The sequence below is a fragment of the Psychrilyobacter atlanticus DSM 19335 genome (assembly GCF_000426625.1).
GTDB classification, from domain to species: domain Bacteria; phylum Fusobacteriota; class Fusobacteriia; order Fusobacteriales; family Fusobacteriaceae; genus Psychrilyobacter; species Psychrilyobacter atlanticus.
In genome coordinates this window covers 656,849-672,574 of record NZ_KE384548.1, presented here as the reverse complement: position 1 = coordinate 672,574, position 15,726 = coordinate 656,849, and the positions used below count along the sequence as shown (strand labels likewise).

Sequence of the window (15,726 nt, the reverse complement as noted above, 5' to 3'; positions counted from 1 at the left end):
AGGGAGCAATTATTTAATTGCTCCCTCTTCTTTTTAATTTATTTTATATAGGATAAAAACTCTGGATCTACAACCTTAGATATAGGAAGATCTTTAGAAGTAGAGGATTCTATAACCAATATTTTTTCAGGCCCCAATAAAAATATTTTTCTTTTAGCTCTATTAATCAAAGACATCCCTAAGGAGATCCTCTTATGAGAGTGTCTCCTACTTGATGTCACAATAACACTCTCTAGTAAATCTACTTCATTTTTTTCAAAGATAGATGCCGTATGACCATCATTTCCTACTCCTAAAAATATCAGATCAAATATTATATCTCCTTTAAAATGTTTTAAAAGATCCTCTTCATACTTTTTTCTAGACATTTCTATAGATGAAAAATAGTGTATATGATGGATATTTTTATTTGGAATGGCAATATCTTTTAATAAAAACGTATTTATCATCTGATAGTTACTATCCGAATTATCTAATGGGACCCATCGTTCATCTACTAAAAAAATATTTATATTTTTCCAATTTATATCTTCTAAAGCCAGTAATTGAAAGAATCTAATGGGGGTTTTACCCCCAGAAAAAGCTATGGATAATTTTTTTTTTCTCTCTAATTCAAACTTTATTATGCCTATAGCATTTATAGCCATGGATCTTTCAGATTCAAATATTTTGATAGGGGTCATATTCTCCACTTCCTATTATCTTTTTCCAATAAGTGTCTACTTTCCACAGGTCCCCAACTACCAGCAGGATAATTTGGGAATTTAAAGTTTATTTTATTGAAATATTTCACTATAGGATCTATGACTTTCCACATCTCCTCTATACCATCCTGTCTGGCAAATAATGTTAGGTCCCCTTTTATACAGTCAACGATCAGTCTTTCATAGGCAGTGAGGGAGATTGTGTCTAATTTAGAATAATTAAAGTTCATCTCTACTGGATGAGGGTAATTTTCAACTCCGGGATATTTCATATTTATCGATAGAGATATCTTTTCCTCAGGTTGGATAGAGAAAATAAGCTCATTGGCAAGTATATCTCTGCAAGTATTTCCAAATAATTTTAATGGTGGAGTTTTAAAAGTGATTACTATTTCAGTTAATTTTTTATTCAGCCTTTTTCCTGCTCTTACATAAAATGGAACTCCTGCCCAACGCCAATTATCTACATGGAATTTACCTGAGAAAAAGGTCCCCATATTTGAATCTTTAGATACATTTTTTTCATCTCTATATCCTGCAACATCTTCCTGTTTTATTTTCCCATGTCCATACTGGCCTAAAACTAAGTTCTCGGCCATATACTCCTCACTCATACTGGAAATGTTTTTAAATATCTTTACTTTTTCATCTCTTATACAGTCAGCTTCAAAGTTAGTAGGTGGCTCCATAGATACCAGTGCTATAAGCTGCATCATGTGATTTTGAATGATATCTTTTAAAACACCGGCTTTTTCATAAAAACTTCCACGAGATCCAATCCCGATATCTTCTGCTACTGTAATTTGAATATGATCTATATAACTTCTATTCCATAGAGGTTCAAATATACTGTTTCCAAATCTGAAAAATAAGATGTTTTGAACAGTTTCCTTACCCAGATAATGATCGATCCTGTAAATTTCATCCTCTTTAAATATTTTATGCAGATTATCATTTAAATTTATTGCAGATACGGTATCTATCCCAAAAGGTTTCTCCATGACAATCTTCTTTTTGAAAGGTTTGTCACAAAGTTCCAGATTTTGAATTAACTTTAAGATATTTTTTGCTAAATTTGGAGGAGTCGCCAGATAAAATATTATTTGATATTTTTTTATACCTTTAAATTTACAAATATATTTATTTATATTATCTATACCCTCTAATTTTTCAGAGTCTCCATTGAAATAGCTAAATTTTTCTAAAAAACTATTCTCAATATTTACTTTTTTTCCTTTAAAAGTTTTCTCAACAGAAGTTTTTACCAAGGTCCTATATTCAGCTTGAGTTCTTTCTTTTCTGCCATAGGAAAGAATATAGGAGTCATTATTTAATTTATCTAATTTAAAGAGATTATAAAGGGCTGGAAGTAATTTTTTCTGACTTAAATCTCCTCCACCTCCAAAAATAATTAAAATAAAAGGCTGGGTATTTACCTCAATACCCCCTAGGTCACATAATGTTTTCATATCTAAATCCATTCGATTCCTCCTACTTCTCCTTTATACTATGCCCTCCGAACTCCTTCCTCAAACTTGCCAAAACTTTATCACTGAACGTTTCCTCTTTTCTAGACCTGAACCTTTGCAGTAGTGACAGGGTTATTACAGGTGCAGAAACATTGTTTTCCAATGCTTCCAATACTGTCCAACGTCCTTCTCCTGAATCCTCTACCCAGCCTTTGACATTGTTTAGATCAGGATCATTTTTAAACATATCCCTGGTTAGATTTAATAAGAAAGACTCGATAATACTCCCATGCTGCCATACGTTTGAAACCTTATCAAGGTTTATATTAAATTCTTCCTTAGATTTTAAGATCTCAAATCCTTCGGCATAGGCCTGCATCATCCCATACTCAATACCATTGTGTATCATCTTTACAAAATGGCCACTGCCGCTCCTACCCATATATTCATATCCCTCTGGAGCACTGAGGTCTTTTAGGATAGGAACTATTGCATCAAAGGGTTCTTTTTCTCCTCCAGCCATCAAACAATATCCATTTTCAAATCCCCAAAGGCCTCCACTGGTTCCTATATCTAATAGATTTATTGATTTTGTCTTTAATAGTGCTGCTGTATTGATGCTATCTTTATAATTGGAGTTGCCACCATCTATGATTATGGCACCTTTTTTTAATTTTTTCCCAAGTTCCATTAAAACATTGTTTGTAGGATCTCCAGATGGGATCATAACCCAAACTATAGGAGTTTCGTGGGTATTTATCTCTTCTATAAATCTATCCATATCATCAAATCCTATTCCGCCATTTTTTACCATAAAATCAACCTTATCCTGATGGTGTCCATACACGAAAACCTGGTGATTATACTTTAATAACCTCTGTGCAATCTTTCCTCCCATCTTACCCAAACCTATAATACCTATCTTCATATTCCTACCTCCTAGTAGCCTTATAGTCTTTTTCTATATACTAAATAAATCTTTTAAAACCTTTTAAAATTTAGTATTTCTAGCATTTCTATGAAACATTAGGTATACTAGTAATGAGTTTAATAATAGGAGGAAATAGATGCATATTAAAACCTTAACAATTAAAAATTGGAAATCTATAGAGGAAACTCATATAGATTTTGAAAACTTCTTATTATTCATAGGACAGAGTAACCACGGTAAATCAAATATTTTATCTGCTATACTCCTATTTTTTGATAAGATTACTTTTAAAAATAAACATAGTTATCATATGAATACTCCTACAGAACTTATCCTCACCTTTGACAGTTTGAGATTAAAAGAGTTGAATGTTTTTAAAGATATTAAAAATTCAGAGGACGAAATTGTAATAAAAAAAGTTCTTTCTGAAGATAAAAAAGAGTATTTTTATAAAAAAAACAATAATGAATTCCAACCTTTATCAAAGCACTTAGAGTATTATATAAGGGAAAATATAGAGATCATATTTGTTCCATCATTTTCTGCTTCGTCTAATAAGACAATCTTAGATATATATGAAAAAATTATATTGGTTTTAAGTAACAATAATAAACTTGTTTATGTAGAAAAATTAATAGAAAAATTAGATTTAGAGATGCAGTATCTAGAAGAAAGATATGCCAGTAGAGGTCTTCAAAGGGAAGTAATGTTCAGGATAATGAGGAGAATAGCCAGCGTAACAAAGAGTACTCGGTATAACTTATTAGGAAATACAATTATTATGTATGAAGAACCAGAACTATACCTTCACCCACAAGCTGAAAGGGAACTGCACTCGGTTATGACAAATATTTCCAGGTATGGCGGCCAGATCTATGTAACTACCCATTCTAGTTCATTTATAGAGCTAAATAATTATAAATCTATATGTTTAGTTAGAAAAAATGATGACGGGACCCACGTAATGCAGCATAAGGGTGATCTATTTAAAGGAGACGAGATTAAAAATTTCAATATGAACTATTGGATGAACCCTGACAGGGGAGAACTTTTCTTTGCTAAAAAAGTGATCTTAGTAGAGGGGCAGACGGATAAGATTATTATACCGTTTTTAGCAAAAAAATTAGGAGTCTACAAATATGAATACTCCATTGTGGAATGTGGAAGTAAGAGCAGTATTCCTCAATTTATAAGATTATTAAATCAATATAAAATACCATATGTAGCTGTATATGATAAAGATGAACATCTTTGGAGAGATGAAGAGACACGTCTTGTCAGTAGGAGACAAAATAAGGGGATCAGGAGATTAATCAGTAAAAAGATAGGAGAGATAGTTGAGTTTACAAATGATATAGAAGAGGAACTTGAGGGGAAGGATAGGGTTAAGAAAAACTATAGACATAAACCTTTTACTGCTATAAAAAACATCTCTAGCAGTAGTTATATAGTTCCAGATGAATTAAAAAAGAAAATTTTAAAGATATATAAATAGGAGGGTTACCCCTCCTATTTATAATACCAATCTATGTTGTTGCCCCATTTAGGTCTACTAGGAGCTGTTTTTTTATCTTTAGCCTGACGATCTTGAAGGTTTGCTCTGAGTTCACCGTTTTTCGGTGAATAGATCCATCCACCATTTGAAGAATAAAACTCATTAGCTAAACCTAAATTTTCTAATTTATTACAAATTTTAATACTGTTGTTTGTTTCTATCTCTACAGGTATACCATCTACTTCCTTTGTATATGCCGGAGTCCCTGGGAATTCAAAATTCTTTAAGAGGTGAAATCCACTGTTACTATTATCAGCTAAAATAGAGAAGAATTTTTTTTCTTCATCACAGCCATTTATCTCTTCCTCACTAGGATATCTCTTATAGGTACTATAGAAATCATCTACAGATCTCCTAATCAGAGTAAGGTTCTTATTTGTACTAGGTAAGGGTGACAGAGTATAGCTGTTTTTTATCTTGAAAAATGTAAAAAAAGAAAGAAATCCAATGAATAAAACTATAAAGATAATATCTGCCTTAATTACAAATTTTTTCATCAACAACTCCTGTCTCATTAAAATAATCTAATGCCATAAGGTAACCATAGGGACCGAATCCAGATATCTGTCCTACACATGCAGAAGCTGTAACAGAACGGTGTCTAAACTCTTCCCTAGAGTGTATATTGCTTAGGTGGACTTCTATCGTTGGTATTGATACCGATTTGATCGCATCTAAGATAGCAATACTATAGTGGGTATATGCTGCAGGATTTATTATAATTCCATCGTATTCACCATATCCACTTTGAATTTTATTGATTATTTCACCCTCAATATTATTTTGAAAACACTCAACTTGTATCTTTAATTTTTTAGATTTTTCTTCTATCATCTCTACTAATTTAGGATATGACAGATTTCCATATATATTTTTCTCTCTAATGCCCAACATATTTATATTGGGACCATTTATAACCAAAATTTTCATATTAAACCTCCTACTCTTTTTTATATAATACTATAAAAGTAAGAGGTTTTCAACTTAATCAAAATTTAATCACATTTTGAATACCCACAAGCTCTACAAGAATAACATCCACCAGAGATCTCTAATTTTTCCCCGCACTCAGGGCAGACTGCATTGTGAGTGCTTACTTCATCGGTTTCTTCATTAAGTTTCTCCTCTTTCTGCTTTATAAAGGCCTGTGCAGCTTCATAGTCTTTTAATCCCATTTCAGTTTCAAATTCCTTTAATACATTTAAGATCGCAAGTGGACAGGTATCACCTTTAGATAATTTTTTTCCTACAGCATTTCCTCCTGCAAAAGCAGGACAGCCACTGATACCTTCAATAGATTTCTCCAGCATAAATAAGTTTCCTCCTAACCTGAGCATCCCGGACATAAATATGGCTACAGCTTGAATATTTTTTTCACAACCTCCAGATCCACTTCTTATTACATACAGGTCCTGAATCTTATTTTCACTTGGAGAATATCCAATCATTACCTTTAATTTTCCACAGCCAATTCGTAAGTTTTTAGGGTAATATATTGTATCTTCAGCTATACTTTTTAATTCTCCCCTGGATAGTTCTAAGGTCTCATCTTCCTCCTTATTTCCCAATGTCAGGATTCCTTCACGAGCACATCCAGATCGATATACTGTAACTCCTTTTAATCCTAACTCCCAAGCTTTTAGATAGATATTTTCAACCTCTTCAATAGTAGTTTTATTTATTAAATTTACAGTGGAGGAGATACTGGCATCTATCCTGTTCTGCCAAGTAGCCTGCATTTCCAATCTTTCAATAGGATCTAAATTTTGAGCTGTTATAAAAGATTCAGGCAGATCTTCGATACTCTGGATATCGTATCTTTCCATATATTGTTTTGCAATTGGAGCAAATACTTCATAAAATACATCTTCCCCATGTAAACTTTCAGTCTTTCTTATATAGGAAAAGGCAAAGTTAGGTTCGATTCCAGTGCTCATCTGTAACATAGTACCGATAGACCCTGTAGGAGCTATGGTGAGTAACTGAGAATTTCGGAGTCCATATTTTTTAATTAATTCTATAACTTCATCATCGGAGTTTTCAATTAAAAACGGTGACTTTAAAATTGTCTCTAAATCAAATTTAGGGTAAGATCCATCTTCTTTTGCAAGAATAGCACTCTCTTTTAGAGCTTCAGTGATAATGACCTTCCCCAAGGTATCACAAAACTCTATAGATTCAGGAGAACCGTATCTGAGGTCCATCTGGATAAGGAGGTCTCCTACTCCTAAGATACCTAACCCTATCTGTCTCCAGTCAGCAACTGATTCCCTTTGCTCCTTTAATGGATGTAAGGGTAAGCCTTCATCTAAAACTTCATTGAGGGCTCTTACTCCTATCCTTACAGCTTTTTTCAATCTATCAAACTCAAACTCATCTTTTGTCTTATTTAAAAAACTAGGAAGAACCAATGATCCTAATAAACAGCTTCCTCCTGCAGGAAGAGGTTCCTCTGCACAAGGATTGGTTCCTGCAAATTCAAAATTTTCATCTTCACTGAGAAGATTCCAGTTTGATATTCTATCCCAAAATAACATCCCTGGTTCAGCATAATTCCAATTTTGACGTGCCAATTCCTTGAATAGCTCTCTAGCTCTAACTTCCTTTTCCATGACCTGATCTGTATCTAAAACTTCAAATTTTAATGTAAACAATTCATCTTTTTTTACTTTTTCCATAAATTCATTGGTCATCCGAACTGAAATGTTAGCCTTCTGGACTTTTGAAAGATCTCCCTTTATCCCTATAAAATCTTGAATATCCGGATGATCAATCGAAAGGGAGAGCATCAGTGCCCCTCTCCTCCCATTTTGTCCTATGATCTCTGTAGTAAGGTTATATAGATCCATAAAAGATACAGATCCTGTAGTTTCCATAGCCGAATTATTAACCACAGTTCCCCTGGGTCTTAGGTTGGATATATCGATCCCGCATCCACCACCATAGGAAAAAGTACGAGCCAATTTTTTTGCTGTTTCAAATATCGATTCTAAGTTATCTTCAGGAGGAGTTAACACATAACAGTTTGAATAAGTTATCTTTCTTCCTAACTTGTGTAGCCCCCTATTGGCTAATATCCTTCCTGCAAAAATAAATTCCTTATTAACTATAGCTTCTTTCAACAAAAGATTACCATTAGAAATTCTCTCCAGCCATTCTTTAAAAGTTTCATCACTATATTTATATTTTTTTCTCCAAATATCCTGTCCTAAAATATTTTCTTCTCCTAGCCACTTCACCTCGTTCAAAATAATTTCACCCCATTATATAGTTTTTATTTTATGCTTTTTACTAAATATTGTGTTTTATAATATATTATATACCACCGATTTCGATATTTTCATACTATTATTTTAAAAAAATATACAATATTAGAGGAAAAATTATTTATTTATTGAGAATAAACAGAATAATAATTATATAAAAAAGTTGAAATCCTCTATTAAATATGGTATAAATTGATAGAGGCATTGAAGCCCTTGTTTTATAAGGGATAAAAAATGGGAGGTATTAAAATGACTAAAAAAGAATTCGTAGCATTATTTGCAGAGAGAGGAAATTTTGAATCTAAGGCAGAAGCTGAAAGAAAATTAGATACGTTCATGACAACTGTTGAGGAAGTATTATTAAACGGAGATGAAGTTAACTTTATCGGATGGGGAAAATTTGAAGTAGTTGCAAGAGCTGAAAGAAAAGGAAGAAATCCTAAAACTGGTGAAGAAATCACTATTCCTGCTAAGAAAGCTGTTAAGTTTAAAGCTGGAAAAAAATTAAACGACAAGATGAACTAAAAAAATTAAAAAGGAGATTTTATCTCCTTTTTTTTATTTTATTTATACTAAATTACATGGGATAATTTTTATTCTGATGACCGCTTAATCTCTTCCTAATTTACCATATAAAACTTCTTGTTGTTTAGATGTGAAATCGAAATATATCATAGTATTTTCTACATTTCTGTGGCCCAAAATGTACTGAACTTCCTTTATATCAAGTCCGCAATCAGCTAAATGTACTCCAGCTGTATGTTTTAAAGTATGGAAGTGTTGTTTTTCTTTTGGGATATCCGCCAGATCAAAATATTTCTTACATAATCTGGTGAGGTGCTGACGACTGAGAGGTGTAGATTTTCTGCTTAAAAATATATAATTTGAGTTGTTTTCATAACCTATATATTCGCTTAATAATTTGCTTGTCCCTCTCGTCAAACGAATAGTATTATTTCTACTTCCCTTCAATCTTCTGCAAAATAATTCTTTACTATTTTCATGAAAATCTTCCTTTTTTAAGTTAGAAATTTCACTTGCTCTCAACCCGCACTCATAAGCAAGGAGAAAAATTAACTTATCTCTTTCATAAAATTTAAATTTTTGTTTCTTTTTATCCAACAAAAATAATTTTTCCGCTTTTTTAAAAGATAACATTAATTTATCAAATTCTGCGTTAGTTAAATATTTAATTTCCCTGTTTACAGATCTTTTCTTCTTTCCTTTTTTTAGCTGTTTTTCTAATTCCTTTATCTTATCTTCTAACAACATACTGATTACTACATCATCTTTATTTTCTTCTAATTTTTTTCTCAGAGCATCCAATTGATTTATATCCATAAATTTTCTCCTATAATTTTTTATTTAGTTTTATTTTAACTTTTAAGTCAAATTTTTCTACTTACTATATCATACCCTAAAACCCACTATATTTCAACGAAAGTTCCAAAATGTTTATTTTGGAACTTTCGGAATAGATCCTTGAAAATAAAGGGATAAAAGCCTTCACTTCTTCTTCAAAAAACGAATGTTCCATTATAAAAACAGGGAATACAGAGTTATTTATGAATTCTTCCATATTCTCATTCAAATTTTAAAATAAAAACATTTTCCAAATTTCAAAATATTCCATACTCTAATTAATCGGACTATAGTTTGGAAACGAATAAAAAACAATGAAGCTCTTATTTCGATTATAAGAGGTTTAAGGGTGCAAGTGTCTGCCTTTTGTTTTACTACACCCTTAAATCGAGTATTTGATGAAAAACATTGATTTTATTGATGTTTAGAGCTTCTTATTTATTCCATATATTAAAAAAACTCCATAATTTAAATTATAGGCAAGTTGATTCAATAATCCAATTTTCATGAATTATATTAAAATGAAAATAAGAGCAACTTGTCAGAGAACTATAATTATTAGTTAAAACCTCTAACCTTTTTTACCACTAACTTTTCTCAGCGACAATTGGTATTTAAATTACTAGTATCAGTTGTAATTAGCACAAATAAAAAAAGACCCTATAATTTAAATTATAGAGTCTAATGTTGTAAAATTATTTTTTCCAAGTATTTGGAGATTTATTCCATTGGCTGGCTTCTTCTGCATCTTTAGAAGAAAGATAATTTTCTTCAACTGCTAATTCTATTAAATCAGGAAATCCAGAAAGAGTTTCCCATTTACAGTCAGCTTCTTCAAATCTGTCATATGCCTTTTTAAACTCATATGAGAATATAGCCATAACTTCTACATCTTTAGCTCCCTCTCTCCTTGCGGCTTCAAGTGCCGAAATACAACTTCCTCCAGTAGAGATAAGATCTTCTATTACAATTATTTTTTTACCTTCTACATCGGCTCCTTCTATTTGTTTTCCTGCTCCATGAGCTTTGGGTTTAGATCTGATATAAGCCATTGGTTTATTCATCTTTTCTGCGATAAATGCTGCCCATGGAATTCCTGCTGTTGCAGTTCCTGCTAGGATATCAAAGTCTTTATCTTTTAAAGCCTCTATAAAAGCATCTACTATATCCGTTCTTTCCTCTGGGAAACCAATAACTTTTCTATTGTCACAGTATATAGGAGATTTTATCCCTGATACAAATGTAAATGGCTCTGCTACGTTTAATCTCACCGCTTCTACTTTTAATAGTGCTCTAGCTACTTTTTTTGCATTACTCATATTCAATCTCACTCCCTGTATTCTCAATTATTTGATTTTTATTATATACTATTGTTCCATTAACTATCGTAGTTTCAATTTTACCAAATCCTGTATATCCATCAAATGGAGTCCATCCGCATTTTGATAATGTAGTTTTATTTTCTAAGGTAAATTTCTTTTCTAGGTCTACTACTACCAGATCCCCATAGTAACCTTCTTTAATTTCTCCTCTGTCCTTTATACCAAATATTTTACTTGGGTTTTTAGACATAAGTTCTATCAATTTAGATAAAGTGATCTTTTCTTTAGATACAGCATCTAACATCAACGGTAATGAGTTTTCCACTCCCGGGATTCCAAATGTTACCTTTTCTAACTTCTCTGAAAGAAGGTGAGGTGCATGATCTGTACCGATTGTGTCAATAGTTCCATCATTTATAGCTTTCCATAAAGCTTCTATATCATCGTTTGTTTTTAATTCCGGTTTCATTCTGAATAACATTTCATTTTTTCCCTTTATATCATTTTCACTGAGGAAAAGATGGTGTGGAGTTACCTCTGTATATATTTTCTTTGTAGCGATTTCCCTGTTTTTCCTGATAATATCCAACTCTTTTTCATTTGATATATGACAAAGGTATAGTTTTTTTCCATATTTTTCATTATAGGTAATGGCTTTTTCTACCATCTCTCCTTCAGCATGAACAGATACCATTTTTGATTTTAAAAATATATTTTTTAAAACTTCATCTTTTTCTACTAACATCTTTCCTGTAGATATATTCATAAAGACTTTGGTAGAAGCTACTCCTTCACTAGGGATAATATCACTGTTGTCTGTACTGGTACCTCCAAAATGAAATCCATAGTTTACAAGTGATTTAATTGAAGCCAGATCTTTTTTATCTTGAAGTGCACTCAAATTTGTAGTTGTAGGTATTGTATTTGGCATATCTATAAAAGTGGTAATCCCACCTTTGGCACACGCTCTTGACCCTGTATATAAATCTTCTTTATGAGTCAGTCCCGGATCTCTCATATGTACATGAGGGTCTATAACTCCCGGGATAAGATATTTCTTTCCCTTTAAATCTATAATTTCTAATTTTTTTATATTTTCATCTGAGGATAAAAATGTCTCTCTAATTATATTTAAACTGTTGACATCAGACCCTATTTCAGCAATCTTACCATCTTTTATATAGATATCTTTTATCTCATATTCATTGTCTATAGTATTTATTCTGGCATTTTTTATTAACAAATTTAACTCCTCCCCGTTCTTTTGAGCTACTTTAATTTTAAATCTAAAAGTCTAAATTTCTTAAAAATTAATTATTTAACCCTTCCTGGATTTCTTCTAATATTAATTTAGCTGCATGGACTGGATTCTCTGATTTAGTTATTGGTCTTCCTACTACTAAGAAATCAGCACCATTTTCAACAGCCATCTTAGGAGTCATAATTCTTTTTTGGTCATTAGAAGCTGCCCATAGTGGTCTCACTCCCGGACAGATTGTATAGAAGTTTTCACCACAAAGTTCCTTTATCTTCTTGGCTTCCAAGGGAGAACACACTACTCCATGTAATCCTGATTCCTTAGTTTCTTCAGCCCAGTGATTAGCTAATTCACTGATATTTAAATTACTTTTAAAATGTGATGCTGACTCTTCCTCTGTAAATGATGTCAATATAGTCACTGCTATTGCTATTGAGTCAGAATTATTTTCTTTCAGCATATCTGCAACGGACTTCATCATAGTAGGCCCTCCACCTGCATGGACATTAAACATAAATACCTCTTGTTTATTTGCAAACATCGATGCCATCGTTGTTGTATTTGGGATATCATGAAACTTCAGATCTAAAAATACTTTTTTATCTATACTATGAAGATAATCTACCGCTTCTCCACGAGTATTTAAGAATAATTCTAAACCTACCTTATATGTAGATACAGCATCTCCAATTTCATTTACTATATCCTTTACCTCATCCAACGTTTTATAATCTAATGCTACTATTAATCTATCTTTAGCCTTTAATTTCATTATTCCCTCCTAGTCTACTTCTATAAGCTGCTCCTCCATCAGGATGGGCCGCTCCTACAATTTCACTGATATTATCTATGTTATTTTCTATACAGTATTTTTCTAATCCTTTTTTTATCTCTATCGGTAGTGTCGGGTTAGCAAACATCCCTGTTCCTAATGATATAGCACTGGCTCCTACCATAATAAATTCAATTGCATCCTCTGTAGAAGATATCCCTCCCATTCCAAGAACCGGGATAGATACTGCCTGAGAAACCTGGTATATCATTCGGAGTGCTACTGGTTTTACTGCAGGCCCTGATAATCCACCCATTATATTTCCTAAAATTGGTTTTCTTTTTCTTATATCTACTGCCATTCCTAATAGTGTGTTGATAAGAGCTACACCATTTGCTCCCTCTTCCTCTACTATTTTTGCAATCTCTACTATATTAGTTACATTTGGGGATAATTTTACAATCATAGGTTTACTTAATACTTTTCTTACCTCACGGGTTACTAATCTTGCCATCTCTGGATTAGCTCCAAAGGCCATCCCCCCATCCTTAACATTGGGGCAAGAAATATTTAGTTCTACCATCTCTATCTCTTCTATTTGTTCAACTTCTTTAGCGATTGCTATGTATTCTTCCAAAATCTTCCCATTTATATTTGCTACCAGGGGAATATTAAGCTCTTTTTTTATAGACGGGATTATCTTTTTAAATTCTTCAATACCTGGGTTTTCCAATCCAACTGAATTTAACATACCAGATGGTGTTTCAGCAATTCTGGTACCGGGATTTCCATTTCTAGGTTCCATAGTAATTCCTTTTAATACAGCAGCTCCTAATTCATTGGGATTAAAATAATCTTTATATTCCAGTCCATACCCAAAACATCCTGATGCTGTCATTATAGGGTTATTTAATTTCTTTCCTAAAAAACTTATATTTAATCTATTACTCATTATTTACATCCTCCATTTGGATCTACCACATCTACGTCTACTATATCTGTACTTTCAAATACCGGCCCATCGTAACAAACTTTTTTCATTCCTTTTTTAGTCAATATGGAACATCCTACACAGGCTTTTATTCCACATGCCATCCTTTCTTCTAAAGATATTTGGCATCTTATATTATTTTCCTGTGCTACTTTTGCCACTGCCTCCATCATAGGATGTGGTCCGCATGTATAGATTATGTCTATATTTTTATTCTCATCTTTTAGTATTTTCTTTAGTATATCTACAGTGTTTCCTTTTATTCCTACACTACCGTCATCGGTAGCTACCTTTAGTTGAATATTTTTAAAATCGAATTTTTCTATTATTTTTACAGCTCCTGCATTTCTTCCTCCACCGATAAAGGTGATATCATTGTTATCTTTCAAATCTTTAATGAGATATTTGATTGGAGCCATCCCCATTCCTCCACCGATTACTACTATATTTTTTCCCTTAAGATCTGTATCATAACCATTTCCTAAAGGTCCTTGGATATTTATAGTTTCACCTATGGATAATCTAGTAAATTCTTTAGTTCCTTTTCCCAAAGCTTCATAGTAAAACTCTAAAATATTTCCATCTACATTATGTAAACTTATCGGTCTTCTTAAAACTTTTGAGTTGTCTTTGCATTGGAGCATAAAAAACTGACCTGGTTTAGAATGTTGAGGTATTTTTGTTCCTTCTACCCTCATTAAATAATAATTATCTGCTATTTGTATATTCTCTATTACCTTAACATCTTCTAAAAACATATATTCCTCCTAGATACTCTCATATTAATTTTAAAAAAAAAGGAATAAAAACTAAAATATTAGTTTTTATTCCCACTATTATAAATATAAAAATTAAAAATTGAATTGACTGCTCCAAATATAACATAGGGAACATCAGTTAAAAAAATAAGAAATTTATCCATGAAATTTATAGAATTATTATTTATCGTTAAAAATTTCATCTTATTCCTCCCTCTCTTTTTTTATCTTTTAGAGATATTACCACAGCCATAAGGAACTGTCAAGGAATTTCTTTATTTTTTCCAGTGTCCATGAAGATTGCAATAAGCTCTAGCCTCTGCTTTTTCTCCATAACATGCTTTAAAAGTAACTTTTGGCAGATCTCCCGGTTTTAAAAATTGAGTAGATACACAACCATCCACTATTAATTCTATCCATTCAATATAATGATCTTCTGTCATAGGATGAAGAGTCGACCCCACTTGAACCTCATAACCATCACTTAATTTAATAACTTTCGGTATGTGCTTTTCTACAGCAGCATCTCTTGTGTTCTCTATTTGTAAAACCATCTCTTTTCCACAACAGCTTAATACTCCAGCTCCTGTATGAACTACCTCTACAATATTACCGCATATTTCACATTTAAAAACCTCTAATTTCTTAGTCATTTTTACCCCCCTGATTTTTTTGTCTCCTTGTCCTAGTATACTCTATTTTCATCTTTTTTCTAATTAAATTTTAATTTTTTTTTAATATTTATGCTCTTCTGTCTATCTATAGGAACTCTTAGGAAATTTACTCTACATATGGTATAATTATAAGCAATTATGCATAATATTTAGGAGGAAAATAAATGAAAAACTGCCCTTGTGGAAAAGAATTAAGTTATGAAGAATGTTGTAAGCCATATATATTAGGTGAGAAAACACCAATTACTGCTGAAGATACAATGAGATCTAGATATACAGCTTATGTTGTAGGAGAAGTAGATTATGTTTATAATACACATAATCCTAAAACACGTGGAACTCTTAGTAAAGAAGAGATCAAACACTGGTCTGAATCTACAGAGTGGAATAAATTAGAAATAATTGAAACTGTAGATGGAGGAGCTGACGATTCTGAAGGTATTGTAGAATTTAAAGGTCACTATTTAGAAGAGGGAGAAACATTGTTTCACCATGAAAGATCAGTATTTAAAAAGATAGATGGAGCATGGATGTATGATTCAGCATTATCTACACAAAAGACTATCAAAAAAGAAGTTAAAATTGGTAGAAATGACCCATGTCCATGTGGATCAGGTAAAAAGTATAAAAAATGTTGTGGGAAAAACTAAATAGAACATTTACT

17 protein-coding genes are annotated in these 15,726 nt (G+C 32.0%); 3 read left to right on the top strand and 14 right to left on the bottom strand.

Annotated features, from left to right (window positions below; all coding sequences use genetic code 11):
• Positions 1 to 38: 38 nt before the first annotated feature.
• Genes pgl through gnd form a run of 3 tightly spaced genes read right to left on the bottom strand, consistent with a single transcriptional unit; the run spans position 39 to position 3,101 of the window.
• Positions 39 to 683 (bottom strand): 6-phosphogluconolactonase, encoded by a 645-nt coding sequence (pgl, locus tag K337_RS0115040; protein ID WP_028857323.1) that lies wholly within the window; start codon positions 681 to 683, stop codon positions 39 to 41.
• Positions 680 to 2,185, bottom strand: a complete 1,506-nt coding sequence (gene zwf, locus K337_RS0115035) for a glucose-6-phosphate dehydrogenase (RefSeq protein WP_084140916.1) — start codon at positions 2,183 to 2,185, stop codon at positions 680 to 682. The genes pgl and zwf overlap by 4 nt, the downstream gene beginning before the upstream one ends.
• 10 nt (positions 2,186 to 2,195) lie before the next feature.
• Positions 2,196 to 3,101 carry a phosphogluconate dehydrogenase (NAD(+)-dependent, decarboxylating) gene (gene gnd / locus K337_RS0115030; RefSeq protein ID WP_028857321.1) on the bottom strand — a complete coding sequence of 302 codons (906 nt, stop codon included), beginning with the start codon at positions 3,099 to 3,101 and terminating at the stop codon, positions 2,196 to 2,198.
• 139 nt (positions 3,102 to 3,240) lie between these two features.
• Between gnd and K337_RS0115025 the strand changes: the two genes are divergently transcribed.
• Complete coding sequence (locus K337_RS0115025; RefSeq protein WP_028857320.1) at positions 3,241 to 4,599, top strand: ATP-dependent nuclease; 1,359 nt, start codon at positions 3,241 to 3,243, stop codon at positions 4,597 to 4,599.
• 14 nt (positions 4,600 to 4,613) lie between these two features.
• Here K337_RS0115025 and K337_RS0115020 read toward each other — a convergent pair whose 3' ends face one another.
• From K337_RS0115020 to K337_RS0115010, 3 genes are all read right to left on the bottom strand, one after another.
• Positions 4,614 to 5,156 carry a hypothetical protein gene (locus tag K337_RS0115020; protein WP_028857319.1) on the bottom strand — a complete coding sequence of 181 codons (543 nt, stop codon included), beginning with the start codon at positions 5,154 to 5,156 and terminating at the stop codon, positions 4,614 to 4,616.
• The gene (aroQ, locus tag K337_RS18735; RefSeq protein ID WP_037029985.1) at positions 5,137 to 5,589 is read right to left on the bottom strand and encodes a type II 3-dehydroquinate dehydratase; all 453 of its coding nucleotides are present in this window, start codon (positions 5,587 to 5,589) and stop codon (positions 5,137 to 5,139) included. Before aroQ ends, K337_RS0115020 begins: the two co-directional genes overlap by 20 nt.
• Before the next feature lie 65 nt (positions 5,590 to 5,654).
• The gene (locus K337_RS0115010; protein ID WP_245584903.1) at positions 5,655 to 7,898 is read right to left on the bottom strand and encodes an adenosylcobalamin-dependent ribonucleoside-diphosphate reductase; all 2,244 of its coding nucleotides are present in this window, start codon (positions 7,896 to 7,898) and stop codon (positions 5,655 to 5,657) included.
• Between the two features lie 276 nt (positions 7,899 to 8,174).
• Here K337_RS0115010 and K337_RS0115005 point away from each other — a divergent pair, with 276 nt between their 5' ends.
• Positions 8,175 to 8,450, top strand: coding sequence for an HU family DNA-binding protein (locus K337_RS0115005; RefSeq protein ID WP_028857317.1), 276 nt, complete (start codon positions 8,175 to 8,177; stop codon positions 8,448 to 8,450).
• Between the two features lie 84 nt (positions 8,451 to 8,534).
• Here K337_RS0115005 and K337_RS0115000 read toward each other — a convergent pair whose 3' ends face one another.
• The 8 genes from K337_RS0115000 to K337_RS0114965 all read right to left on the bottom strand — a co-directional run bounded on the left by K337_RS0115000 (position 8,535) and on the right by K337_RS0114965 (position 15,041).
• Entirely contained in the window at positions 8,535 to 9,266 is a 732-nt protein-coding gene (locus K337_RS0115000; RefSeq protein ID WP_051251825.1) for a tyrosine-type recombinase/integrase, read from the bottom strand.
• A gap of 716 nt (positions 9,267 to 9,982) precedes the next feature.
• The gene (pyrE, locus tag K337_RS0114995) at positions 9,983 to 10,606 is read right to left on the bottom strand and encodes an orotate phosphoribosyltransferase (protein ID WP_028857315.1); all 624 of its coding nucleotides are present in this window, start codon (positions 10,604 to 10,606) and stop codon (positions 9,983 to 9,985) included.
• Complete coding sequence (locus tag K337_RS0114990) at positions 10,599 to 11,852, bottom strand: dihydroorotase (protein WP_028857314.1); 1,254 nt, start codon at positions 11,850 to 11,852, stop codon at positions 10,599 to 10,601. Before K337_RS0114990 ends, pyrE begins: the two co-directional genes overlap by 8 nt.
• A gap of 67 nt (positions 11,853 to 11,919) precedes the next feature.
• Entirely contained in the window at positions 11,920 to 12,639 is a 720-nt protein-coding gene (gene pyrF, locus K337_RS0114985; protein WP_037029983.1) for an orotidine-5'-phosphate decarboxylase, read from the bottom strand.
• Positions 12,623 to 13,591: a dihydroorotate dehydrogenase gene (locus tag K337_RS0114980; protein ID WP_028857312.1), complete on the bottom strand. Its 969-nt coding sequence runs from the start codon at positions 13,589 to 13,591 to the stop codon at positions 12,623 to 12,625. The genes pyrF and K337_RS0114980 overlap by 17 nt, the downstream gene beginning before the upstream one ends.
• Complete coding sequence (locus tag K337_RS0114975; RefSeq protein WP_028857311.1) at positions 13,591 to 14,388, bottom strand: dihydroorotate dehydrogenase electron transfer subunit; 798 nt, start codon at positions 14,386 to 14,388, stop codon at positions 13,591 to 13,593. The genes K337_RS0114980 and K337_RS0114975 overlap by 1 nt, the downstream gene beginning before the upstream one ends.
• 59 nt (positions 14,389 to 14,447) lie before the next feature.
• Complete coding sequence (locus K337_RS20010) at positions 14,448 to 14,591, bottom strand: hypothetical protein (RefSeq protein ID WP_156877403.1); 144 nt, start codon at positions 14,589 to 14,591, stop codon at positions 14,448 to 14,450.
• 72 nt (positions 14,592 to 14,663) lie between these two features.
• A complete protein-coding gene (locus tag K337_RS0114965; protein WP_028857310.1) occupies positions 14,664 to 15,041 on the bottom strand; it encodes a desulfoferrodoxin in 378 nt (125 codons plus the stop codon).
• A gap of 185 nt (positions 15,042 to 15,226) precedes the next feature.
• Here K337_RS0114965 and K337_RS0114960 point away from each other — a divergent pair, with 185 nt between their 5' ends.
• Positions 15,227 to 15,712 (top strand): YchJ family protein, encoded by a 486-nt coding sequence (locus K337_RS0114960; RefSeq protein ID WP_028857309.1) that lies wholly within the window; start codon positions 15,227 to 15,229, stop codon positions 15,710 to 15,712.
• The last annotated feature ends 14 nt before the right edge of the window (positions 15,713 to 15,726 follow it).

What these genes read in the sequence shown, in the direction of transcription:
- pgl (WP_028857323.1), bottom strand. Translation starts at nt 683, where the DNA reads ATGACCCCTATCAAAATATTTGAATCTGAAAGATCCATGGCTATAAAT.
- zwf (WP_084140916.1), bottom strand. Translation starts at nt 2,185, where the DNA reads ATGGATTTAGATATGAAAACATTATGTGACCTAGGGGGTATTGAGGTA.
- gnd (WP_028857321.1), bottom strand. Translation starts at nt 3,101, where the DNA reads ATGAAGATAGGTATTATAGGTTTGGGTAAGATGGGAGGAAAGATTGCA.
- K337_RS0115025 (WP_028857320.1), top strand. Translation starts at nt 3,241, where the DNA reads ATGCATATTAAAACCTTAACAATTAAAAATTGGAAATCTATAGAGGAA.
- K337_RS0115020 (WP_028857319.1), bottom strand. Translation starts at nt 5,156, where the DNA reads ATGAAAAAATTTGTAATTAAGGCAGATATTATCTTTATAGTTTTATTC.
- aroQ (WP_037029985.1), bottom strand. Translation starts at nt 5,589, where the DNA reads ATGAAAATTTTGGTTATAAATGGTCCCAATATAAATATGTTGGGCATT.
- K337_RS0115005 (WP_028857317.1), top strand. Translation starts at nt 8,175, where the DNA reads ATGACTAAAAAAGAATTCGTAGCATTATTTGCAGAGAGAGGAAATTTT.
- K337_RS0115000 (WP_051251825.1), bottom strand. Translation starts at nt 9,266, where the DNA reads ATGGATATAAATCAATTGGATGCTCTGAGAAAAAAATTAGAAGAAAAT.
- pyrE (WP_028857315.1), bottom strand. Translation starts at nt 10,606, where the DNA reads ATGAGTAATGCAAAAAAAGTAGCTAGAGCACTATTAAAAGTAGAAGCG.
- pyrF (WP_037029983.1), bottom strand. Translation starts at nt 12,639, where the DNA reads ATGAAATTAAAGGCTAAAGATAGATTAATAGTAGCATTAGATTATAAA.
- K337_RS0114980 (WP_028857312.1), bottom strand. Translation starts at nt 13,591, where the DNA reads ATGAGTAATAGATTAAATATAAGTTTTTTAGGAAAGAAATTAAATAAC.
- K337_RS0114975 (WP_028857311.1), bottom strand. Translation starts at nt 14,388, where the DNA reads ATGTTTTTAGAAGATGTTAAGGTAATAGAGAATATACAAATAGCAGAT.
- K337_RS20010 (WP_156877403.1), bottom strand. Translation starts at nt 14,591, where the DNA reads ATGAAATTTTTAACGATAAATAATAATTCTATAAATTTCATGGATAAA.
- K337_RS0114965 (WP_028857310.1), bottom strand. Translation starts at nt 15,041, where the DNA reads ATGACTAAGAAATTAGAGGTTTTTAAATGTGAAATATGCGGTAATATT.
- K337_RS0114960 (WP_028857309.1), top strand. Translation starts at nt 15,227, where the DNA reads ATGAAAAACTGCCCTTGTGGAAAAGAATTAAGTTATGAAGAATGTTGT.